Raw genomic sequence first — 22,046 nt, 5'->3', positions numbered from 1 at the left:
GGCGGTTTTTTGATTCCAGCCCTGAGAATGTTAATGACCAATCCCTTTACTAATCCGGACAAAACGCTTGATGCGCAGGGGTTGCGCTGCCCTGAGCCGGTGATGATGGTGCGTAAGACGGTACGCCAGATGGAAATCGGGCAAACGCTGCTGATTATTGCCGACGATCCGGCCACCACCCGCGATATTCCCGGTTTTTGCGTGTATATGGAGCATGAACTTCTGGCGCAGGATACTGAACAGCTTCCCTACCGTTATCTGGTGCGTAAGGGGCGCTGATTTTTCAGCGCGTTTCAGCCCTTAGCCCGTTTTCACCCGTGCTCTAAACCTTAAAAATAGAGGGAGCGGACGATCAGGAAATGACCGCCAAAATAACCGGCTGCGACGATTGCCTGATGCGCTCGGAACGGGAAGCGATAATGGTGGATCAGCCAGGCGGCGTGGGCGATAAAGAGCAGCACGGTACCCGCCAGTAAGGAGAAGTTCGCGTTTGTCCCCAGTGCGAAATAGCGTTCGCCGGCAATCCACACCATCAAGGTCGTCATGATGATGAATGCGCAGACGGGCCAACGCTGTGCTTCCAGACGTTCCCAGATAATGGCGATGAGGATTGCCGCGACAATTGCGAGCGTCAATGCCAGCGGCCAGAAGAATGTGAACGTGATCTGTCCGGTAAAAAAGCTGATGCTGTAAAGCAGGTGGGAAAGAAAGTAGGCGCCGAACGCAAAGAGAAGGCGCTGCGTCGGCAGCAACAGCAGGGTATCTGCGATCAGCGTTGCCAGCAGCCCCAGCACAATCAGATAGCCCGTCACGCCCAACAGCGGCGTCTGCCAGGCCAGCGCCAGCAGCAGTAGCATGGTAACCGGTTTAAATAACCAACGTTGCCAGGTTGGGCCGCGATAGCTGGCGTCCACGTACAGCCAACCGGAAAAAAGCACCGCAATGAATGACCAAAGCATAGCGTGTCCTTGTTGTGTTTTGTGCGTAAACATCGACCGTTATTGATTCAGTGTAGGGGATTGTGAGCAAGTTAAACAACATCGCGTGGGATGGATGCACCATCGATGAGCTTCATGGTATGTTATCGCCGTTTTTACGCCGTGGCGCCTCTTAAGGGAGCATGTTGTTGAATGAGTAATGAATCCGCACTTTATCGTATTCAATTCATGAATAACGGTAAAAATTATCAGCTTTATGTGCGTGAATTGGTACAGAGCAATCTGTTCGGCTTTATTGAAATCGCCGACTTCGTGTTCGACAGCCAGTCCACCGTGCTGGTTGACCCGTCAACCGAGAAACTGAAAACGGAATTCTCCGGCGTTAGCCGCAGTTTCATCCCACTTCAGTCGGTTATCCGTATTGATGCGGTGACGGAAAAAGGCAGCGCTCGGATCTCTGATTTAGGGGATAACGTTGCGCCATTCCCTTACCTTCCCGGCAAGAAGTCCTGAATTGATGAGTGATTTTCCCTGGCTGTTGGTGTTGACCGTTGGCGTGATTCTGGTGTTGGCGGTGCGGCAGTACCGACGCCAACGCCAGCGGGAAGCGCTGAATGACGCCGCTCCGCTGCGGATTGTGGCCGCAGAAGTGAAACACAAACGCGAGTTTCCCCGTCGTCGTCAGCGCGCCCGCGAGCATCAGATAATGGCGGTGGAAGACATGCTGTATGAGGTGACGTTCCGCGCGGTTGTCGGCGGGGCGACGATAACCTTGCGTCTTGAACGCGCCGATTATCACCAACTGGATACCGGGATGCAGGGATCGTTGCAGCTAAAGGGCACGCGTTTTATTCGCTTTGTGCCCCAGCAGCGGTAGCGATTATGGCTTAGGCTGCTTTTTCTGCCATGCCAGCAGTTCAAATACGCCAAAAAGGAAAATGCGAGCCTGAAGCGCGCGGTTCATCGCGGGGCTGTCTTTCGGCTGGCTGGATTTTAACAGCAGCAGTTGAAAACCGTGCATCAGGATCATAAACACCATCGCCACGGTCATGAAGATATTTAGCGGTCTGGGAAACGGCTGAATCAGGTTCAGCAACAGAAAACCCCACACGCCCAGCATCAATAATCTGCCAAGGTTAATCAACACCATTTCTTACCTTTACCTCGCTGAGAAGATTACTGACGGATGTATAAACGATAAGCAACCTGACCCGCGATTTTTTCACGGTGCAACTGCCAGTTTTCCGGGATCGCCAGCGGCCCGTTTTCCACTTCTGTCTCCACGTAAATCCAGGATTCCGGCGCCAGCCAGCCCTGCTGTTCCAGCAAGGTCAGTGCGTTGTTCAGCAATGCTTTGCGAAACGGCGGATCGAGAAACACCACGTCATAAGGCGTCCCCGGTTGCGCCAACCAGCTCAGCGCATCAGTATTAACCACATCGGCGTTCTCTGCCCGAAGCAGAGCCAGATTTTGCGTTAATTGCCGGGCGACTGCACGTTCCTTCTCCAGTAATGTGGCGTGGGTAGCATAACGGGATAGCGCCTCCAGCCCGAGCGCGCCGCTGCCGGCGAAACAGTCCAGACAGCGGGCGTGTTGAATGACGGGAGCCAGCCAGTTAAACAGCGTTTCCCGCACACGGTCGGTCGTGGGGCGCAAACCGGGGCTATCAGGAACCGGAAGTTTTCTACCGCGCCACTGACCACCGATGATGCGGATTTGTCCGGCGGCAGGGGATGCATTTTTTTTAGCCATAGCTCACAGGGATGTTAGTGTGCCGCACTCTTGCTGCTTGGATGCGGACAGGAAATTTCTGGCGCTATTCTAGCGGTGGTTACGTGTAGAGGGAATGTTAAGATGACGATGAAGGCGCTTAACCCAAAATTCCGTACCTTCTGCGCCCGCCGACGGCGTATTGCGTTTGACATATTTCGTTACGGAGATTGCCAGCCGGGCACAGAATTGTCTGCCATTCCCCCCGTTGGCCGCGTGTTGCTGTCGGCGGGAAAGTGTTAAACTTGTTGTTTAGATATGATTTTCATTGATTGATTCGCTGCGGTGAGCAGCGTGGAGCGCGATTGCACATGTCAAAAGAAAAGAAGCGCGGTTTTTTTTCCTGGCTGGGATTAGGGAAACAGGAAGAAGAACAAAAAGATCAACGGCAAGAGAAGCCGGCTGTTGAAGAACAGCCGTCAGCGGTGGAGCAGGAGGCCGCTGCATCGACTCACCAGACCGATGAACTCGCGGAAAAACCGCTGCCGGACGAACCTGTCGTTGAAGAAACCCCGGTTATTGAAGATACGTCGGTCGTTCTGGAAGAACCGACCGTCGTTGCTCCGCAAGCCCACGTTACTGAATCTGCTCTTTCCGAGACGGACGATCGCGATCCGAGGGATCATGATGTGCGCGATCGTGAGGTTGTCGATCCGGTCGCGCAGGCTGAAAACGTGGCCGATGCCGAGCCGGAGGTTACGCAGCAGGAAGAACAAGAAGCACAGCCAGATGCTGTGCCTGTCGTGGCGCAGGAACAAGAGCGCCCGACGAAAGAAGGGTTCTTTGCTCGCCTGAAACGCAGTCTGGTAAAAACACGTCAGAATCTCGGTTCAGGATTTATCGGATTGTTTCGCGGTAAGAAAATCGACGACGATCTGTTTGATGAGCTGGAAGAACAATTGCTGGTTGCGGATGTCGGCGTTGAGACGACCCGTAAAATCATCACCAGCCTGACAGAGCATGCCAGCCGCCGTCAGTTGAAAGATGCTGATACGCTTTTTGTTAAGCTGAAAGATGAAATGGCGGAGATCCTTGCTAAGGTGGACGCCCCGCTGAATATCGAAGGCAAAACGCCGTATGTCATTCTGATGGTTGGCGTTAACGGGGTGGGGAAAACCACCACCATCGGGAAGCTGGCGCGTCAGTTTCAGGCGCAGGGCAAGTCCGTGATGCTGGCGGCGGGAGATACCTTCCGTGCCGCGGCGGTCGAACAGCTTCAGGTCTGGGGGCAGCGCAACAACGTGGCGGTGGTCGCGCAGCATACGGGCGCGGATTCGGCATCGGTGATTTTCGATGCGATTCAGGCTGCGAAAGCGCGCGGGGCTGATGTGCTGATTGCCGATACCGCCGGGCGTTTGCAAAACAAAGCGCACCTGATGGAAGAACTGAAAAAGATTGTGCGCGTGATGAAGAAGCTCGACGAAGATGCGCCGCATGAGGTGATGTTAACGCTGGATGCCAGCACCGGACAGAATGCGGTGAGTCAGGCCAAACTGTTTAATGAAGCGGTCGGGCTGACGGGAATTACCCTGACCAAGCTGGACGGTACCGCGAAGGGGGGCGTGATTTTCGCGATTGCCGATCAGTTCGGTATTCCTATCCGCTATATTGGGGTAGGGGAAGGTATCGAAGACTTGCGGCCCTTCAAGGCCGATGATTTTATTGAGGCACTTTTTGCCCGAGAGGATTAAAACGGATGATTCGTTTTGAACAGGTCAGTAAAGCTTACCTCGGTGGGCGTCAGGCATTACAAGGGGTGAATTTTCATCTGCGTCCGGCGGAAATGGCGTTTCTCACCGGCCATTCCGGCGCGGGGAAAAGTACCCTGCTGAAACTGATTTGTGGCATTGAACGTCCCAGCGCAGGTCAGATTTTGTTTGGCGGTCACAATATCAGCCGCCTGAAAAAGCGGGAGGTCCCGTTCCTGCGGCGTCAGATTGGAATGATTTTTCAGGATCACCATCTGTTGATGGAGCGCACGGTCTACGACAATGTGGCGATGCCGCTCATTATCGCTGGCGCCAGCAGCGAAGATATTCGCCGCCGCGTTTCTGCGGCGCTGGACAAAGTGGGCCTGTTGGATAAAGCGAAAAACTACCCGATCCAGCTGTCTGGCGGTGAACAGCAGCGCGTTGGCATTGCCCGTGCAGTGGTTAACAAGCCTGCGGTGCTGCTGGCCGATGAGCCGACAGGCAATCTGGACGATGCGCTGTCGGAGGGCATTTTGCGCCTGTTTGAAGAGTTTAATCGCGTCGGAGTGACCGTTCTGATGGCAACGCATGATACCGGGCTGATCGCTCGCCGTCATTATCGTGTGCTGACGCTGTCGGATGGCCGGATGGTGGGGGGAAACCACGATGGCGAATAATGTCCGTAATGCAAAAAAGCCTGGAATGAAAGCGAAAGCGCTGCGCGGCGGCTGGCAGGAACAGTGGCGCTATGCCTGGAGGAATACGCTGGCCGACATGCTGCGTCAGCCGCTGGCGACGTTGCTGACCGTGATGGTGATCGCCATTTCTCTGGCGCTGCCCAGCATCTGTTATCTGGTGTGGAAAAACGTCAGTCAGGCCGCGTCTCAGTGGTATCCGTCGCCGCAACTGACGGTGTATCTGGATAAATCGCTGGATGACAATGCGGCGCAGGCTGTGATCACACAGCTTCAGGCGGAAGAGGGCGTCGATAAGGTGAATTATTTGTCGCGCAATGAAGCGATGGGCGAGTTCCGCAACTGGTCAGGCTTTGGCGGTGCGCTCGATATGCTGGAAGAGAACCCGCTGCCGGCGGTAGCGATTATCACGCCGAAAATGAGCTTTCAGGATACCAATACGCTGACGACGTTGCGCGATCGCGTGGCGGCGACGCAGGGCGTGGATGAAGTGCGGATGGACGATAGTTGGTTTGCCCGGCTGGTGGCGTTGACCAGTCTGGTTGGGCAGATTTCCGCGACGATTGGCATCCTGATGGTGATAGCCGTCTTTCTGGTGATCGGCAACAGCGTGCGTCTGAGTATTTTCAGCCGTCGCGAAACCATCAACGTGATGAAACTGATTGGCGCGACGGACGGTTTCATTCTGCGTCCGTTCCTGAATGGCGGTATGGTCATGGGCGTGGGTGGCGCGGTGCTATCGCTGATTCTGTCGCAGGCGCTGGTCTGGAAGTTGGATGCGGTGGTAGCGCAGGTGGCGCAGGTTTTCGGTACGACCTTTGCCGTGAAAGGGCTCAGTTGGGATGAATCTCTGCTGTTGTTGCTGATCGCCGGTATGATTGGTTGGCTAGCCGCCTGGCTGGCAACGGTGCAACATTTACGCCGCTTTACACCACAGTAAGCGTTTTATGGTATAATTATCTCCTGTGATATAGGTGGTTTCGCAGGGGATAATTCCTCAGTGGTTTCTCGTCATCCTACTGTTTTGCCGTCTTTTTCCTTCATGCTGTCGCCGCGATGTCGCCCGAAGGGGGACAAAGATGAGCGCGATGATTCTGAAACCTCATCAGGCGGTAACGGTGCGGCTTTCTCCCTCTTGATCTCTGGGATGGGGGGAATAAAATAATCGGAACTTGCGAGCGAAGTCACAGTCTGAAAAGATAGGTATTCGGGTGCCATATTTTGTCATGTTCGTGCGAAACGATGTGGCGAAGCCGTGCTAGTATGGCCGCCTGCAAGATGAAGCATAGCGTAATGAGAGGGTTGAATGACCAAAGATATGCAAACTTTCACCTTAGTTCCCCAGGGCAGTCTGGAAGGGTATATACGTGCCGCCAATGCCTATCCGATGCTGACGGCGGAGGAAGAGCGGGCGCTGGCTGAACGGCTGCATTATCAGGGCGATCTGGATGCCGCTAAGCAGCTCATTTTGTCACACCTGCGCTTTGTTATTCACGTTGCCCGCAATTATTCGGGCTACGGTCTGCCGCAGGCGGACCTGATTCAGGAAGGGAATATCGGCCTGATGAAAGCGGTACGCCGCTTTAATCCTGACGTCGGTGTGCGTCTGGTTTCTTTCGCCGTGCATTGGATCAAGGCGGAAATTCATGAATACGTGCTGCGTAACTGGCGTATCGTGAAAGTGGCGACCACTAAAGCCCAGCGTAAACTGTTCTTTAACCTGCGTAAGACGAAAACCCGCCTTGGCTGGTTTAATCAGGACGAAGTGGAACTGGTTGCCCGCGAGCTTGGGGTAACCAGCAAAGACGTGCGCGAGATGGAATCCCGCATGGCGGCGCAGGACATGACGTTCGATCCGACGCCGGAAGACGACGCGCACGACGGCAAGGCGATGTCGCCGATGCTTTACCTCCAGGATAAATCGTCTGATTTTGCCGATGGCATCGAAGAGGATAACTGGGAGGCGCACGCGGCGGATAAGCTTACTTATGCGCTGGAAGGGCTGGATGAACGCAGCCAGCACATTATTCGCGCGCGCTGGCTGGATGATGACAACAAATCCACCTTGCAGGAGCTGGCCGATCGGTACGGCGTTTCCGCAGAGCGTGTGCGTCAGTTAGAAAAGAATGCGATGAAAAAATTGCGTGCCGCAATAGAGGCCTGATTTCTTATGTCGTATTCGTCTGTAGCGACCGGGCAATGCCCGGTCGTTTTGTGTTTGTCTGATGTCAGTCCAGCTTATCTGAATGGATTTCGTCAAGAATCAGCGGTTCCTGTCTGCGAATATAGCGCCAACCACCGGATACCGGTGAAAAGCCGCAGGAGACCATGAATCGCGCTAACACCTCTTCTTTGATGGCGGCATGGTTAGCCGTTGCCAGCCACCACTCTTTCACCTCCGGCAACTGACGCCGGGCTTCATCAATCAGAAGCTGACCCACGCCTCGTCGCCGAGTGGTTTCCCTTACCATCAGATCGCTCAGTTCCGCATACTCCCCGGCAATTTCGACCAGCATTCCCCCGAGCAACCGATCGTTAAAACGCGCGGCAAAAAGTCGGCGGGTTGGCTTCAGCCCTGCTTCCAATAACTCAATATTTTGATGCGGCCAGATTTTCTCCAGGTCGATTTTGTCCTGGGGGCTGAATTGGGTAAGACATTCAACGGTTAGTTTCATTCTATCGGCACTCCATCGTGTGAGTGAAGAATAATGTAGCGGTCTTGTCGTAGAAAAATTGTCTGTTTTAAGTTTTATGGTTAATGGCACAAATGTTTTCTTATGCTTTGCATTTCAAACAATACATCAACAATTAATGCATAAACTGGAATAACTCACTATATATAAATTAAAACATGGTTTTTTGGCCTAGTGTTTTATGCTGAAAGATCTGCTCGTTTCTGAGAATGTCAGTTGATTTGTAGCATAAAATTCCTGTTTAATAGTATGAAAAATAAAGCCTTATTAGAAATTATTGCTAATAATAACCTAAGCCTTTCTTACTTATAAGGAAATCGTCAGGTTATGGCGGAGGGCGGTCAGGTTTTCGGCAATATCCATAATGACAGATGGGGTAAAAAGAATGAAATTCAGTAAAGGTAAAGTATTGCTGATCGGTTGCGTGGCTGCCGCGTTTAGCCACGCCGTTAATGCGGCCGATATTAAAGTTGCGGTTGTGGGCGCGATGTCTGGTCCGGTTGCACAGTATGGTGATATGGAGTTCATTGGCGCACGTCAGGCGATTGCCGATATCAACGCCAAAGGCGGCGTCAACGGGAACAAACTGGTTGGCGTTGAATATGATGACGCGTGCGATCCCAAACAGGCGGTTGCCGTTGCGAATAAGGTCATCAATGACGGCATCCGTTATGTGATTGGTCATCTGTGTTCCTCCTCTACGCAGCCTGCGTCTGATATCTATGAAGAAGAAGGCGTGATCATGATTACGCCTGCGGCAACCAACGCCGACCTGACCACGCGCGGCTACAAGATGGTGCTGCGCACGACGGGACTGGATTCCGATCAGGGGCCAACCTCAGCAAAATACATTGTCGAGACCCTCAAGCCGCAGCGCATTGCCGTGGTGCATGACAAACAGCAATATGGTGAAGGTTTGGCCCGTTCTGTTCAGGATAACCTGAAAAAAGCCGGTGCGAACGTGGTGCTGTTTGAAGGTGTGACGGCGGGTGATAAAGATTTCTCTACGCTGGTGGCACGCCTGAAGAAAGAGAACGTCGATTTCGTCTATTTTGGCGGCTACTACCCGGAAATGGCGCAGATTCTGCGTCAGGCGCGTCAGGCAGGTATGACGACCAAGTTCATGGGGCCGGAAGGCGTGGGTAACTCCTCGCTGTCCAACATCGCCGGTGACGCCTCTGAAGGTATGCTGGTAACGCTGCCGAAGCGCTACGATCAGGTGCCGGCTAACCAACCTATCGTGGATGCGCTGAAAGCTAAGAAACTGGATCCGACTGGCCCGTTTGTCTGGACGACCTATGCCGCGCTGCAATCGCTGACCACGGCGATGACGCGTACCGGCAGCGATGAGCCGGAAAAACTGGTTGCGGACCTGAAAGCGAACTCCGTGGATACCGTTATGGGACCATTAAGCTGGGATGCAAAAGGCGACCTGAAAGGGTTTGAATTTGGCGTATTCGAGTGGCACAAAGACGGTACGTCCAGCGTGGTGAAGTGATCTCCATGCGGGAAAGGCGGTAACGGACGGAAGCGCCGTTGTCCGCCTCTCTGAGGTGGGTTTTTTCCCGCCTTCTGAGTTTGCACCAATAAAATCCCTCAATACCGACGCCCCCGTTGCCGCCAGGCGCGGGGGCAGCATTTAAGGTTAAGGTATGTCCGAGCAGTTCCTTTACTTTTTTCAGCAGATGTTCAACGGTCTGACGTTGGGCAGCACCTATGCGCTGATCGCCATTGGCTACACCATGGTTTACGGCATTATCGGCATGATTAACTTCGCGCACGGCGAAGTGTATATGATCGGTAGCTACGTCTCCTTTATTGTGATTGCGGCCCTGATGATGATGGGTATCGATGCGGGCTGGCTGCTGATTGGCGTCGCCTTCATTGCCGCCGTGGTCATTTCCAGCGCCTACGGCTGGAGTATCGAACGGGTGGCCTACCGCCCCGTGCGAACCTCAAAGCGCCTGATTGCGCTGATTTCCGCCATCGGGATGTCGATTTTCCTGCAAAACTACGTCAGCCTGAATCAGGGCTCGCGCGATGTTGCGCTGCCGAGTCTGGTGATCGGCCAGTGGGTGCTGGGCGAAAGCAATGGCTTTGCCGCCACGATTAGCACCATGCAGTTGATCATCTGGATTGTGACGTTCCTCGCCATGCTGGCGTTGACGCTGTTTATTCGCTATTCCCGTATGGGGCGCGCCTGCCGCGCCTGTGCGGAGGATCTGAAAATGGCGAGCCTGCTGGGTATCAGCACCGATCGCGTGATCTCTCTGACGTTTGTGATTGGTGCGGTAATGGCGGCGGTCGCCGGCGTGTTGCTGGGGCAGTTTTATGGCGTCATTAATCCCTATATCGGTTTCATGGCCGGAATGAAAGCGTTTACCGCGGCGGTACTGGGCGGCATCGGCAGTGTTCCTGGCGCGATGATCGGCGGGCTGGTGCTGGGTGTCGCGGAAGCGCTGACGTCCGCGTATCTGAGTACGGAATACAAAGACGCGGTCTCTTTTGCGCTGCTGATTGTGGTGCTGCTGGTGATGCCGACCGGTATTCTGGGTCGTCCGGAGGTTGAAAAAGTATGAAACAGCTCAACCTGGTTAACGCATTCATTTCCGCGTTCATGCTGCTGGTGCTGGCGTCCTTTCTGATGGGGCTACAACTGGGGCTGGACGGCACCAAACTGGTGGTGCGCGGCGCAGATGAAGTGCGCTGGCATTGGATTGGCGCAGGCTGCATCGTGGTGTTCTTCTTTCAGTTGATTCGCCCGTTCTTCCAGCAAAGCATCAAGAGATTTTCCGCGCCGTCGCTGGTGTTGCCGAGCTTTGATGGCAGCACCCCGCGGCAGAAGCTGCTGGCCGCGGCGTTGATTATTGCTGCTGTGGCCTGGCCGTTTCTGGTGTCGCGCGGCACGGTGGACATCGCTACCCTCACGCTGATTTACATCATGTTGGGGCTGGGCTTGAACGTGGTGGTGGGTTTGTCTGGCTTGCTGGTATTGGGCTATGGCGGATTTTACGCCATCGGCGCGTATACCTACGCATTGTTGAACCACTATTACGGGTTAGGCTTCTGGGAAAGTCTGCCGCTGGCGGGCATGGCGGCGGCGCTGTCCGGTTTCCTGCTCGGTTTTCCGGTGCTGCGTTTGCGCGGCGACTATCTGGCGATAGTGACGCTCGGGTTCGGCGAGATCGTCCGTATTCTGCTGCTGAACAACACCGAAATTACCGGTGGCCCGAACGGTATCAGCCAGATCCCGAAACCGACCTTTTTTGGCCTGGAGTTTAGCCGCGGCGTGCGCGATGGCGGCTGGGATACGTTCCACAATTTCTTCGGCCTGAAATATGATCCCAGCGACCGTATCATCTTTCTGTATCTGGTGGCGCTGTTGCTGGTGGTATTAACCCTGTTTGTGATTAACCGCCTGCTGCGCATGCCGCTGGGCCGCGCGTGGGAAGCACTGCGCGAGGATGAAATCGCCTGCCGTTCTCTGGGGCTGAGTCCAACGCGCATCAAGCTGACCGCGTTTACCATCAGCGCCGCGTTTGCCGGGTTCGCCGGTACGCTGTTTGCCGCGCGTCAGGGGTTTGTCAGCCCGGAATCGTTCACCTTCGCCGAATCGGCCTTTGTGCTGGCGATTGTGGTGCTGGGCGGGATGGGGTCGCAGTTTGCGGTGATTCTCGCCGCGATTTTGCTGGTGGTTTCCCGTGAGTTGATGCGCGATCTGAATGAGTACAGCATGTTGCTGCTGGGCGCATTGATGGTGCTGATGATGATTTGGCGTCCGCAAGGCCTGCTGCCGATGAAGCGTCCAGAGATGAAGCTGGACATCGCGAAGAAGGAAGGTCAAGCATGAGCACGCAGCCATTATTATCAGTCCGCGGTCTGATGATGCGTTTTGGCGGCCTGCTGGCAGTCAATAATGTTGAAATGGACATTCACGCGGGCGAGATCGTTTCATTGATCGGCCCGAACGGGGCAGGGAAGACCACGGTCTTCAACTGCCTGACCGGGTTTTATCGCCCGAGCGGCGGCACCATCATGCTGCGCGATCGCCATCTGGAAGGGCTACCAGGACAGGCCATTGCCCGCATGGGCGTAGTGCGTACGTTCCAGCACGTTCGCCTGTTCCGTGAAATGACGGTGGTGGAGAACCTGCTGGTGGCACAGCACCAGCACCTGAAAAGCGGCGTGTTTGCCGGACTGTTGAAAACACCGGGGTTTCGCCGTGCGGAAGCCGACGCGCAAGCGCGTGCCGCGGTATGGTTGGAGCGTATTGGTCTGCTGGATTTAGCGAACCGTCAGGCCGGGAATCTGGCTTACGGTCAGCAGCGTCGGCTGGAAATCGCCCGCTGCATGGTGACGCGGCCTGAGTTATTGATGCTGGATGAGCCCGCCGCAGGTCTGAACCCGAAAGAAACTGACGAGCTAAATCAGTTGATTGTGGAACTGCGCGATAGCCATCAGGTGTCCGTGCTGTTGATTGAGCATGATATGAAACTGGTGATGGGGATTTCCGACCGGATTTATGTCGTCAATCAGGGAACGCCGCTGGCGCACGGTACGCCAACTGAAATTCGTAACAACCCGGATGTCATTCGTGCCTATCTGGGTGAAGGATAACGTTTATGCTGTCATTACATCAGGTTTCGGCCCATTACGGCAAAATTCAGGCGCTGCATCAGGTCAGCCTGCATATTAATCAGGGCGAGATTGTTACGCTGATCGGCGCGAACGGCGCCGGTAAAACCACGCTACTAGGCACGCTGTGCGGTGACCCGCGTGCAACGGAAGGCACCATCACGTTTGACGGCAAGGACATCACGCACTGGCAGACGGCGCAGATTATGCGTGAAGCGATCGCGATCGTGCCGGAAGGTCGACGCGTCTTTTCCCGTATGACGGTAGAAGAAAATCTGGCGATGGGCGGCTTCTTTGCCGATCGCGAGCAGTATCAGGAACGCATTGCACGCGTCTACGATCTGTTTCCGCGTCTGTATGAGCGACGCGCCCAACGGTCCGGCACCATGTCCGGCGGCGAGCAGCAGATGCTGGCGATTGGTCGCGCACTGATGAGCCAGCCGCGTTTACTGCTGCTGGACGAGCCGTCGCTGGGACTGGCGCCGATCATCATCCTGCAAATTTTCGATACCATCCAGCAGTTGCGTGAAGAGGGCATGACCGTCTTTCTGGTGGAGCAAAACGCTAATCAGGCATTGAAACTGGCTGACCGGGGTTATGTGCTTGAAAACGGTCATGTCGTGTTGGAAGATACCGGCGCGGCATTGTTAGCGAATGAAGCGGTACGTTCGGCCTATCTGGGCGGATAATGTCAATAGAAAGTCGATATCGGGCCGGTTTACCGGCCTGTTTCGTAGAAGGGTTAAGAAGAGATGGCCATTGAAGGGTTGTTAGCGCACCGTATCGCTCAGTTAAAAAGTTCCGCCATCCGCGAGCTGCTGAAACACAGCAAGATGGAAAATATCATCTCGCTGGCTGGCGGGATCCCGTCGGATGCTTTGTTTGATTTTGAGGGGTTGAATCAGGCGACGCAGTTAGCGATTACCGAACAGCCGAAAACGGCATTCCAGTATGGTTTGACCGAAGGCAGCGGCGTGTTGCGCGATCGTATTGCCGAGCTGTGCGCCGCGCGCGGCGTGAAAACGCGCGCTGAAGACATTGTCGTGACGGCGGGGTCGCAGCAGGCGTTGGATCTTATTATGCGGGCGATGATCGATCCGGGCGATGTGTTTGTAGTTGAACGCCCAACCTACCTTGCGGCTTTGCAAACGCTGGAACTGGCGCAGGCGCAGGTGATGTCGGTGTCATCCGATGCCAACGGCATGGTCGTCGATGAGCTGGAAGAACTGTTGAAAAAACAGCGAATCAAGGGCGTATACATCGTGCCGAACTTCGGTAATCCGAGCGGCGTGACGCTGAGCGATGAACGTCGCCTGCAATTGATTACGCTGGCGGAGCGCTACGGTTTCGTCATTATCGAAGACGATCCCTACGGTGAACTGCGTTTTACCGATGAACGCCATCCGACGCTGTTCCAACTGGCGCAGGAGACGCTGGGCAGTGCGGAACACGTGCTGTATACCTCCACGTTTTCGAAAGTGCTGGCGCCGGGGCTGCGTCTTGGCTGGGCGATCCTACCGGATTGGCTGCTGCACAAGGTGGCGATTATCAAACAGGCCGCCGACCTGCACGCCAGCGCCCTGTCGCAGACCGTGGCGGAGTGCTATCTGGGGCTGGGGCGTCTGGATTCGCAGATCGAAAAAATTCGCCACGCCTATAAGCACAAAGGCGAACTGCTGGCGCAGTTGGTTGAGCAGGAACTGGGGGATGTCATCACGTTCAACTCACCGAAAGGCGGGATGTTCCTGTGGGCCAGGTTCCGTCAAAACGATTTCAACACGACGAAATGGCTGAAACAGACGCTGGCTCAAGGCGTGGTTTTCGTGCCGGGCGGGTTCTTCTTCCCGGACAATGTCGATTATTCAACGCTGCGCCTTTCTTTCGCGACGGCAACGGATGAGCAAATGCATGAAGCGGTGGCACGACTGCGTCGGGCGCTGTAATTGCCGATAACGGGCGATCTGCTCATGTAAAAGCCGCTGCGATTTCAGCGGCTTTTCTTTTTTGAGCGGAGAGGGTGTGTGGTTAAAACGTTTCCCAGTTTTGGTTATCGCTTCCCGCGCTGCTTTTAGGATCGGCTAACGCGCGTTTTACGCTATCAGGCCTTTTCAACGGCGGTGCAATTCGCTGTGACGAGCCGCCTTCAACGACGAAGACTTTCATCAGCTCGACCAGATGAGCGGCCTGATCGCTCAGGCTATCGGCGGCGGAAGCGGATTGCTCAACGAGCGCGGCATTCTGCTGTGTGACCTGATCGAGTTGGTTAACGGCATCATGGATCTGCGAGACGCCGGATTCCTGTTCCTGCGTGGTGACGCCAATTTCGTTAATCAGATCGGCAACGTGGCGCGCCTGACGAACCAGCTCTTCGATCGTCGTTCCGGCATCGCTGACCAGCACGGAGCCAGCTTCCACTTTCTCGACGCTGTGGCCGATCAGCTCTTTAATTTCTTTAGCCGCGGTGGCGGAGCGCTGGGCCAGTGAGCGCACTTCGCCTGCGACCACGGCAAAACCACGACCTTGCTCGCCTGCCCGGGCCGCTTCTACCGCCGCGTTGAGCGCCAGAATGTTAGTCTGGAAAGCAATGCCATCAATGACGCTGATAATGTCGCCAATCTTGTGTGAGCTATCGGTAATTTCTTGCATGGTGACAACGATATTGCCGACGGCTTCACCGCCTTTCGCCGCGGTATGACTGGCGGCCTGCGCCAGTTGTGTGGCGTTACGTACGGTGTCTGCGTTCTGGCGCACGGTTTGGCTCATCTCTTCCATAGAGGCGGCGGTTTGTTGCAGGTTGGCCGCTTGTTCTTCCGTGCGCTGGCTGAGATCGGTACTGCCGGCGGCAATCTGGCTGGCGCCGGTTGCGATGGATTCACTGCTTTCCCGCACCTGTTCAACGATATCGCTCAGGCTTTTACGCATCGTATTCATCGCGGCCAGCATACTGTGGTTGTCGCCGGGACGCAGATTGACCGCGACGGCCAGATTTCCCTGTGCAATGGCCTGTGCGATCTGAGCGGCATACACCACTTCGCCACCCAGTAGCCCTTTAATCGTGCGGGTAATGAGCAGGGAAACCAAAATGCCGATGAGAACCGCAATCGCGGCGAAGGTGATCAGCGTGTTACCGTCTGCTCGCGCTTCCTGCATGGCATTTGTCGTCATGTCCTGCGTCCGTTTTTGCTGGAATTGCGCCATGTCGTCCAGCGCAGCGAAAACCGGAGATTGCGTAACTTGCATCTCGTTGACCATGATCTGTATGGCACGCGCTCTGTCTTCGGCATTCTCGGACAGGCCAAGCTCAACCGCTTTATTCACGGCATCCCGATAGGCCGGGCGCGCCTGCGTCAATTTTTCTAGCGAGTCGCGGGTTTCTGGTTCGGACAGGTGTTCATACAGTTTGCTCAGCGTTTCAGTATTGCGAGCAATTTGCTGATCGATCAGGCGCTTTTCTTCCTGCATGCGGTTTCTGTCATCGGTCAGGCCAATGTTGCGTACTGAACGCGCCACGGCGTCAAAGCCGCTCTTGGCATCCTGTATCAGGATGAGGCTGGCCAGATTTTTTTTTGATAGCGATTCAATATCTTCACCCAGATCGACCAAATGAAAGCGCCCCAGAATGGCGACCATCAGACCGATGATGATGACAGAGGCGAAACCTGTACCCAACATCGTACCGAGTTTCATTTTTTTCAGCAGATTCAGCATATTCCTCAAATCCTTTTTCTTTTTATGGGTCAGGCGTGATGTGAAATAGGTCATGGGATCTATTTCTATGCGATAGCGGAATTCAGGTTGTTAGAGCGGTCCGGTGTGGACAGATTCATTATTCCATTAAATATCTTATAAGATTTCTTGTTTCCGCCAGTTGGAAAACACCGGGGTAAATTCGCGTCAATTGTTGGCATTAAAGGGGAGCGGGGGACGGTATTAATATAAAAAAGAAGGATAGTGGGCTAATTTTTTCAGTTCAGTTCAGTTTAATTTAATGGTCTTCAGGCGAAACAGGTGTGTTTTTCCCGCACCTTCACCGATGCGGGAAAAGTTGAGTTCAGCGCTGGAGACTTAAAACGATTCCCAATCCTGCGAATTTTGCCAGGTAGGATGCTTAAAATACCAGCCACAGGGCCCAGGTGAAAAGGAACCCCGACAGACCAAGCAGGGTCGTCAGCACCGTCCAGGTACGCAGGCCATCGGCGACCGACAGCCCCAGATATTTGGTGACGATCCAGAAGCCGGAGTCATTGACGTGCGACAGGGCCAGTCCACCAAAGCAGGCAGACAGCGTCACCAGCACCAGTTGCATCTGGTTCAGGCCGCTGACGGCTTCGCTCAGCAGGCCGCAGGTGGTGAGAATTGCGACGGTGGCTGAACCTTGCGAGGCGCGCAGCGAAAGCGACAGAAGAAACGCGGCCGGCACCAGCGGCAGATGAATGCTGGTCAGCGTATCCGCCAGCGCTTTACCGATGCCGGATTCCACCAGTACTTTGCCGAATACGCCGCCGGCACCGGTCACCATGATGACGACCGCAGCGGCAGGCATGGCATCGCCCATCACGCCGCTGGCTTTTTCCAGTGACCAGCCGCGACGCAATGCTAGTAGCCACAGTGCCAGCGTCAATGCGATCAGCAGCGCCACGGCAGGGGAACCAACCAGCGACATTATGTTACGTATTGGGTGTCCGGCCGGCAGTAGCGTTGCGGATACGGTGCCGAGCATAATGATGGCAATCGGAATGACAATCAGCGCAGCAATTAATCCGGCAGAGGGTGCTGCAACAGGTGCTGTATCCGGCGTAGCATCTTCCGGTTTCGCCAACTGGAGTTGTTCCAGTACTTCGACGGAGAGCGCGTATTTATTGCGGTTCATCGCTTTGGCGACCCAATAGCTAATGATACCGACAGGTATCGATACCAGCAGGCCAATGATGGTCAGCCAGCCGATATCTGCATTTAACAAGCCAGCGGCGGCCACCGGACCGGGATGCGGCGGCAGCGCGACATGCACCGTCAGCATCACGCCCGCGACGGGCAGACCAAATTTAATCGGAGAGACTTTCGCGACTTTCGCAAAGCCGTAAATAATCGGTGCAAGAATAATAAAGCCGACATCGAAAAAGACTGGGATTCCGAGAATAAAGGCAGAAACCGTTAGCGCGGCTACCATTAATCCCGGTCCCATTAATTGGGCAAAGCGGTGCGCTAAGGATTCCGCACCGCCGGACACTTCGATCATTCTGCCCAGTATGGCGCCGAGGCCGATAATAATCGCCACCGAACCGAGAATACCGCCCATGCCGGAGGTAATGACTTTCATCACGTTTTCAGTGGGAATACCGGTTGCTAAGGCGACGAGCAAACTGACAATCAGCAGGGCGACAAAGGGCTGTATTTTAAATTTAATGACCATCAGCAGCAGGAGTAATACCCCGGCGATAGCGATGCAGAGTAAGAGCGAGGTGGCCATGTTCTTATCCTCATTAACCCCTTTTTCAATTCAGAAACTGAGCATTGATGGGGTATTTGTTTGTTATTTGAATAAACGAGAGCCATGACTCCCGTTATAAATACGGGAGTCTGACCAGTTATGTTTATTTATTCGCGTCTAACGAATATGTCTCTGGTGTTAATTTATGTCAGGGATAAATGAATTAGTGTTTCCTTTCCAGCCAGGGTTGAGCCCACCCTAATCCGGCTTCGGTCTTGCCGCGCGGGTGATATTCACAGCCGACCCAACCGGAATAATTCACGCGATCCAATTCAGCAAAGATAAACGGATAATTAATTTCTCCTTCATCGGGTTCGTGCCGGTCAGGTACGGACGCAATTTGAATATGTCCGATGCGGCCATCCAAATCGTGAATAATTTGCGTCAGGTTGCCATCGACAATTTGCGCGTGGAAAAAATCGAGCTGGATATAAACGTTTGGCCGGTCGATCAGATTGGCCAATTCCAGCGCCTGATACTGACTGGCGAACAGGTAATTCGGTTTCACCTTCGCGCTCAGCGCCTCAATCATGATGTTGATGCCGTGCGGCGCAAACTTATCGGCTGCATAGCGCAGGTTATCGATGAAGGTTTGCTGGTAGGCGGCACGGTCTTCACCGGGCGGCACGACACCCCCCATCACCAGTACCGAGGGACAATTAAGCGCCAGCGCATATTCCAGTGCGTTATCGATATCCCGACGGGCGTCCTCAACACGGTCCGGCAGGGCGGAGACCCCCCATTCACCCGCCGCAATATTGCCGGGTGCGGTGTTGAACAGCACCTGCTTCAGGCCGTTCTCCCGCAGCTTTTCCGCCAGCAGCGGTGCCGGATACTCATAGGGAAACAGGTACTCGACCGCAGTGAAGCCCGCATCGGCGGCGGCCTTAAAACGGTCGAGAAACGGGATGTCAGTAAACAACATAGAAAGATTGGCAGCAAACTTTGGCATGATTAACTCCATCGCTCAGTAAAAAGTGGCTTATCAAGAGAGCTCGGCAATTTCGTCAGCGGTGAGGTAGCGAATTTTTCGCTCACCGAGAATAAAAATCAGTTTGGCGGTTTCTTCCAGCTCTTCCATGTTGTCCGCCGCCGCACGCAGATCCTTACCGGTGACGACCGGGCCGTGGTTGGCTAGCAGGAACGCCTTATAGCGCGAGGCCAACTTCGCCAGATCTTCACCGAGCCGCGCATCGCCGGGGCGGTAATAAGGGACGACGGGCACTTTACCGACGCGCATCACCACATAGGGCGTGAAGGGTTTGATGGCATCCTGCGTATCCAGCCCTTCCAGACAGGAAAGCGCCGTCAGGTAGGTGCTGTGCAGGTGAACGATCGCTTTGCACTCGGGATCGTTACGATAAATCGACAGGTGAAAGCTGACCTCTTTCGACGGCTTATCCCCGGAAATCCACTCGCCGTTCAGGCTGACTTTGGATAAGCGCTCGGCATCCAGTTCGCCAAGGCAGGAGCCTGTCGGCGTTGCCAGCAGCGTGCCGTCATCCAGCAGCAGCGAGAGGTTGCCCGCCGAGCCGGTGGCGTAACCGCGTTGGAAAAAGGACGCGCCCAGTTTGACCATTTCCGCGCGTGCGCGCTGTTCGTTGCTGAGCGCGGCGTCCGTGTTGTGGTGTTGTTCACTCATGCGGCAAACTCCTTCTGGGCGCGGGCAAAAAAGTCTTCATCGCCGAAGTTGCCGGATTTCAACGCCAGCGACAGCGGATGATTGGTGGAGCGTACCCATGGCACGCCGGGTGAAATGGACGGCCCGATATGGAACGCGTGAATACCGAGCATTTGCACCACGATGCTGGAGGTTTCTCCGCCCGCGATGATGAAGCGCTGGAAGCCGTCCTGTTGAAGCTGACTGGCGACGGCGGCAAACAGTTTCTCCACCGCCTGACTGCTGGCCTCCGCGCCCCAGCGCTGCTGAATCTGCGCCAGTTGGTCGGGAGATGAGGTGGCGTACAATAGCGGTGCGAGGGCGTCATTACGGTGAGCCTTTACCCAATCGACCAGCTCTTGCACGTAGGATGGCTGCGCGCCGTCTAAGCAGCGGGCGACGTCAATGGCGCGACCTGCCGCCTGCTTCAGGTAACGGGCGACCTGTTTGTTGGTCATCACCGAACACGAGCCGGACAGCACGACGCCGGCGCCGGATTGCGGCCTGCCCGCCTCGGTTGCCGATCCGTTCTGCGCGGTAGATCCCGCCCACTGGCGTGCCAGCCCTATAGCCAAGCCGGAACCGCCGGTGACCAGCTTCATATCGCGCAGCGCCTCGCCCTGTGTGAGCAGGTGCCGTTCGTTCAGCGTATCCAGCACCACATAGCGCATACCTTGTTCTTTCAACGCCGCCAGACGTTGTTTGACGGCTTCGGCACCCTGATCCATCACGTTATATGGCACCAATCCGCAGCGCCCGGCGGCCTGCTGCTCCATGACGCGCATCAGGTTGCTGTCCGTCATTGGCGTGACCGGATGGTGCCGCATCCCGGATTCGGACAGCAACTGATCCATCACGAACAGATAACCCTGATAGACGGTTCTGCCGTTTACCGGCAGCGCCGGAGAAATGATGGTTTGCGTTTCGCCGAGCTGCGCTAACAGCGCGTCGGTCACCGGACCGATGTTGCCTTTGGCGGTGCTGTCGAAGGTCGAGCAATATTTAAAGTAGAACTGCTGGCAGCCCTGCTGTTGCAGCCACGTCAGCGCCTTAAGTGAATCCGCCACGGCCTGTTGTGCCGGACAGGAGCGCGATTTCAGGCTAATGACCACGGCCTGCGTCTCAACCTTAAAGTCGGACGGCGGCACGCCGTTGAGCTGTACGGTCGGCAGCCCGTTGTTCACCAGAAAGCTGGCGATATCCGTGGCGCCGGTAAAATCGTCGGCAATCACACCGAGCTTGATCATGGCGCCTCCTTTTTTTCCGGCAGCGTAATGCCGTTAAAAATCTTGATGACGGCGCTGTCGTCTTCTTTACCGAATCCGGCATTGCTGGCGGCGGTGAACATGTTGAACGCGGTGGAGGCCAGCGGCAGCGGGAAATGGAGCGATTTGGCGGTGTCGGTGACCAGTCCCAGATCTTTAACGAAGATGTCGACGGCGGATTTCGGCGTGTAATCGCCGTCAACCACGTGACGCATGCGGTTCTCAAACATCCAGGAATTCCCGGCGGCGTTGGTCACCACGTCGTACATGATATCCAGCGGGATATCGGCGCGTGCAGCCAGCGCCATCGCTTCCGCGCCGGCGGCGATGTGTACGCCGGCCAACAGCTGGTGGATGATTTTAACCGTTGCGCCCAGCCCGATTTCTTCACCAATGCGGTAAACCTTGCCCGCGACGGCGTCGAGTACCGGTTTCAGCTTTTCAAAGGCCAGATCGGAGCCGGATGCCATCACCGTCATATCACCCGCGGCGGCTTTCACTGCACCGCCGGAGACCGGCGCATCCAGCATGATGAGCTGATGCTCGGCCAGACGCTGCGCGATGCTTTGGGCATCCTGCGCGGAGATCGTCGAAGACACCATTACCGCGGTGCCGGGTTTAAGCTTCGCGGCGACCTGCGGCTCGCCGAACAGGATCCCGTTCACCTGCGCGGCATTCACCACCAGCAGCACGACGGCATCCAGTTTGTCAGCGAAGGCATCAATACGCGTGTCGGCCTGCGCCGCCCCCGCCTGACGTAAGCGTTCCAGCGCCTGCGGATTGATGTCGACGCCGTATGTCGTCAGGCCTGCATTGATACAAGACGACGCCGCGCCAAAGCCCATGGAGCCCAGACCGATAACGGCGACAGCATAGTCGGAAGTCTTTTTCATCGTGGTTGCCCTGTTAAAATTAGTGATTTTTTGTTCTCTGGTGTTAAATATAACGCTTGTCAGTACAACTTATGGTGATTTTTATCACATAAGTTAACATTTGAATCGTGATGATCCAGTGTGGCGTAACATCGCTTGAAACGCGATACTGTTTATTTTTGTTTAATATCAAATTGTTATGTTGATTTTGTTACGGGTAAATGATGATGACAGTGAGGTCTGGCATAGTTTATGACGTGAATTTATGATAATTATCGTCATGAAATGGGGTGTTTCTCACAATATTTACCAGATGCAGTATTGATTAGCCCTAATACT

Annotated in this window: 23 protein-coding genes; 13 read left to right on the top strand and 10 right to left on the bottom strand. The window is 55.0% G+C overall.

Annotation, left to right across the window (positions count from 1 at the left end; all coding sequences use genetic code 11):
- Positions 1 to 33: 33 nt before the first annotated feature.
- A complete protein-coding gene (tusA, locus tag EDC54_RS15450) occupies positions 34 to 279 on the top strand; it encodes a sulfurtransferase TusA (RefSeq protein WP_132458313.1) in 246 nt (81 codons plus the stop codon).
- A 50-nt stretch (positions 280 to 329) separates the two neighbouring features.
- Here tusA and EDC54_RS15445 read toward each other — a convergent pair whose 3' ends face one another.
- A complete protein-coding gene (locus tag EDC54_RS15445; protein ID WP_132458310.1) occupies positions 330 to 959 on the bottom strand; it encodes a lysoplasmalogenase in 630 nt (209 codons plus the stop codon).
- 171 nt (positions 960 to 1,130) lie between these two features.
- Between EDC54_RS15445 and EDC54_RS15440 the strand changes: the two genes are divergently transcribed.
- Positions 1,131 to 1,451: a DUF1820 family protein gene (locus tag EDC54_RS15440; protein WP_132458307.1), complete on the top strand. Its 321-nt coding sequence runs from the start codon at positions 1,131 to 1,133 to the stop codon at positions 1,449 to 1,451.
- 4 nt (positions 1,452 to 1,455) lie between these two features.
- Positions 1,456 to 1,815: a DUF2500 domain-containing protein gene (locus tag EDC54_RS15435; RefSeq protein WP_132458304.1), complete on the top strand. Its 360-nt coding sequence runs from the start codon at positions 1,456 to 1,458 to the stop codon at positions 1,813 to 1,815.
- A gap of 3 nt (positions 1,816 to 1,818) precedes the next feature.
- Here the strand turns inward: EDC54_RS15435 and EDC54_RS15430 are convergent, their stop codons facing one another.
- Together EDC54_RS15430 and rsmD are read right to left on the bottom strand one after the other, a co-directional pair.
- Positions 1,819 to 2,088 (bottom strand): DUF1145 family protein, encoded by a 270-nt coding sequence (locus EDC54_RS15430; protein ID WP_132458301.1) that lies wholly within the window; start codon positions 2,086 to 2,088, stop codon positions 1,819 to 1,821.
- 26 nt (positions 2,089 to 2,114) lie between these two features.
- The gene (gene rsmD, locus EDC54_RS15425; RefSeq protein WP_132458298.1) at positions 2,115 to 2,690 is read right to left on the bottom strand and encodes a 16S rRNA (guanine(966)-N(2))-methyltransferase; all 576 of its coding nucleotides are present in this window, start codon (positions 2,688 to 2,690) and stop codon (positions 2,115 to 2,117) included.
- 329 nt (positions 2,691 to 3,019) lie between these two features.
- Here rsmD and ftsY point away from each other — a divergent pair, with 329 nt between their 5' ends.
- The 4 genes from ftsY to rpoH all read left to right on the top strand — a co-directional run bounded on the left by ftsY (position 3,020) and on the right by rpoH (position 7,258).
- Complete coding sequence (gene ftsY, locus EDC54_RS15420) at positions 3,020 to 4,399, top strand: signal recognition particle-docking protein FtsY (RefSeq protein WP_132458295.1); 1,380 nt, start codon at positions 3,020 to 3,022, stop codon at positions 4,397 to 4,399.
- Between the two features lie 5 nt (positions 4,400 to 4,404).
- Complete coding sequence (gene ftsE, locus EDC54_RS15415; protein WP_132458292.1) at positions 4,405 to 5,076, top strand: cell division ATP-binding protein FtsE; 672 nt, start codon at positions 4,405 to 4,407, stop codon at positions 5,074 to 5,076.
- Positions 5,066 to 6,034, top strand: a complete 969-nt coding sequence (ftsX, locus tag EDC54_RS15410) for a permease-like cell division protein FtsX (protein ID WP_132458289.1) — start codon at positions 5,066 to 5,068, stop codon at positions 6,032 to 6,034. The genes ftsE and ftsX overlap by 11 nt, the downstream gene beginning before the upstream one ends.
- 366 nt (positions 6,035 to 6,400) lie before the next feature.
- The gene (gene rpoH / locus EDC54_RS15405; protein ID WP_132458286.1) at positions 6,401 to 7,258 is read left to right on the top strand and encodes an RNA polymerase sigma factor RpoH; all 858 of its coding nucleotides are present in this window, start codon (positions 6,401 to 6,403) and stop codon (positions 7,256 to 7,258) included.
- Positions 7,259 to 7,322: 64 nt separating this feature from the next.
- Here the strand turns inward: rpoH and panM are convergent, their stop codons facing one another.
- Entirely contained in the window at positions 7,323 to 7,769 is a 447-nt protein-coding gene (panM, locus tag EDC54_RS15400; protein ID WP_132458283.1) for an aspartate 1-decarboxylase autocleavage activator PanM, read from the bottom strand.
- 403 nt (positions 7,770 to 8,172) lie between these two features.
- Here panM and EDC54_RS15395 point away from each other — a divergent pair, with 403 nt between their 5' ends.
- From EDC54_RS15395 to EDC54_RS15370, 6 genes are all read left to right on the top strand, one after another.
- The gene (locus EDC54_RS15395; protein ID WP_132458280.1) at positions 8,173 to 9,285 is read left to right on the top strand and encodes a branched-chain amino acid ABC transporter substrate-binding protein; all 1,113 of its coding nucleotides are present in this window, start codon (positions 8,173 to 8,175) and stop codon (positions 9,283 to 9,285) included.
- Between the two features lie 154 nt (positions 9,286 to 9,439).
- Positions 9,440 to 10,366, top strand: a complete 927-nt coding sequence (livH, locus tag EDC54_RS15390; RefSeq protein ID WP_132458277.1) for a high-affinity branched-chain amino acid ABC transporter permease LivH — start codon at positions 9,440 to 9,442, stop codon at positions 10,364 to 10,366.
- Positions 10,363 to 11,637 carry a high-affinity branched-chain amino acid ABC transporter permease LivM gene (locus EDC54_RS15385; RefSeq protein ID WP_132458274.1) on the top strand — a complete coding sequence of 425 codons (1,275 nt, stop codon included), beginning with the start codon at positions 10,363 to 10,365 and terminating at the stop codon, positions 11,635 to 11,637. The genes livH and EDC54_RS15385 overlap by 4 nt, the downstream gene beginning before the upstream one ends.
- Entirely contained in the window at positions 11,634 to 12,404 is a 771-nt protein-coding gene (gene livG, locus EDC54_RS15380) for a high-affinity branched-chain amino acid ABC transporter ATP-binding protein LivG (protein ID WP_132458271.1), read from the top strand. Before EDC54_RS15385 ends, livG begins: the two co-directional genes overlap by 4 nt.
- Positions 12,405 to 12,409: 5 nt before the next feature.
- Positions 12,410 to 13,111: a high-affinity branched-chain amino acid ABC transporter ATP-binding protein LivF gene (gene livF / locus EDC54_RS15375; RefSeq protein ID WP_132458268.1), complete on the top strand. Its 702-nt coding sequence runs from the start codon at positions 12,410 to 12,412 to the stop codon at positions 13,109 to 13,111.
- Positions 13,112 to 13,174: 63 nt separating this feature from the next.
- The gene (locus EDC54_RS15370; RefSeq protein WP_132458265.1) at positions 13,175 to 14,365 is read left to right on the top strand and encodes an aminotransferase-like domain-containing protein; all 1,191 of its coding nucleotides are present in this window, start codon (positions 13,175 to 13,177) and stop codon (positions 14,363 to 14,365) included.
- An 82-nt stretch (positions 14,366 to 14,447) separates the two neighbouring features.
- Here the strand turns inward: EDC54_RS15370 and EDC54_RS15365 are convergent, their stop codons facing one another.
- From EDC54_RS15365 to ltnD, 6 genes are all read right to left on the bottom strand, one after another.
- A complete protein-coding gene (locus tag EDC54_RS15365; RefSeq protein WP_132458363.1) occupies positions 14,448 to 16,127 on the bottom strand; it encodes a methyl-accepting chemotaxis protein in 1,680 nt (559 codons plus the stop codon).
- A gap of 403 nt (positions 16,128 to 16,530) precedes the next feature.
- Positions 16,531 to 17,889, bottom strand: coding sequence for a GntP family transporter (locus EDC54_RS15360; protein WP_132458262.1), 1,359 nt, complete (start codon positions 17,887 to 17,889; stop codon positions 16,531 to 16,533).
- 184 nt (positions 17,890 to 18,073) lie between these two features.
- On the bottom strand, positions 18,074 to 18,862 hold the full coding sequence (gene otnI / locus EDC54_RS15355) for a 2-oxo-tetronate isomerase (protein WP_132458259.1): 789 nt from the start codon (positions 18,860 to 18,862) through the stop codon (positions 18,074 to 18,076).
- Between the two features lie 33 nt (positions 18,863 to 18,895).
- Positions 18,896 to 19,552, bottom strand: a complete 657-nt coding sequence (otnC, locus tag EDC54_RS15350; protein ID WP_132458256.1) for a 3-oxo-tetronate 4-phosphate decarboxylase — start codon at positions 19,550 to 19,552, stop codon at positions 18,896 to 18,898.
- Positions 19,549 to 20,817: a 3-oxo-tetronate kinase gene (gene otnK / locus EDC54_RS15345; protein WP_132458253.1), complete on the bottom strand. Its 1,269-nt coding sequence runs from the start codon at positions 20,815 to 20,817 to the stop codon at positions 19,549 to 19,551. Before otnK ends, otnC begins: the two co-directional genes overlap by 4 nt.
- Positions 20,814 to 21,728, bottom strand: a complete 915-nt coding sequence (gene ltnD, locus EDC54_RS15340; protein WP_132458250.1) for an L-threonate dehydrogenase — start codon at positions 21,726 to 21,728, stop codon at positions 20,814 to 20,816. Before ltnD ends, otnK begins: the two co-directional genes overlap by 4 nt.
- Positions 21,729 to 22,046 lie beyond the last annotated feature (318 nt).

It is taken from the genome of Samsonia erythrinae (genome assembly GCF_004342665.1).
GTDB classification, from domain to species: domain Bacteria; phylum Pseudomonadota; class Gammaproteobacteria; order Enterobacterales; family Enterobacteriaceae; genus Samsonia; species Samsonia erythrinae.
This window is presented reverse-complemented; position numbering and strand designations above follow the sequence as displayed.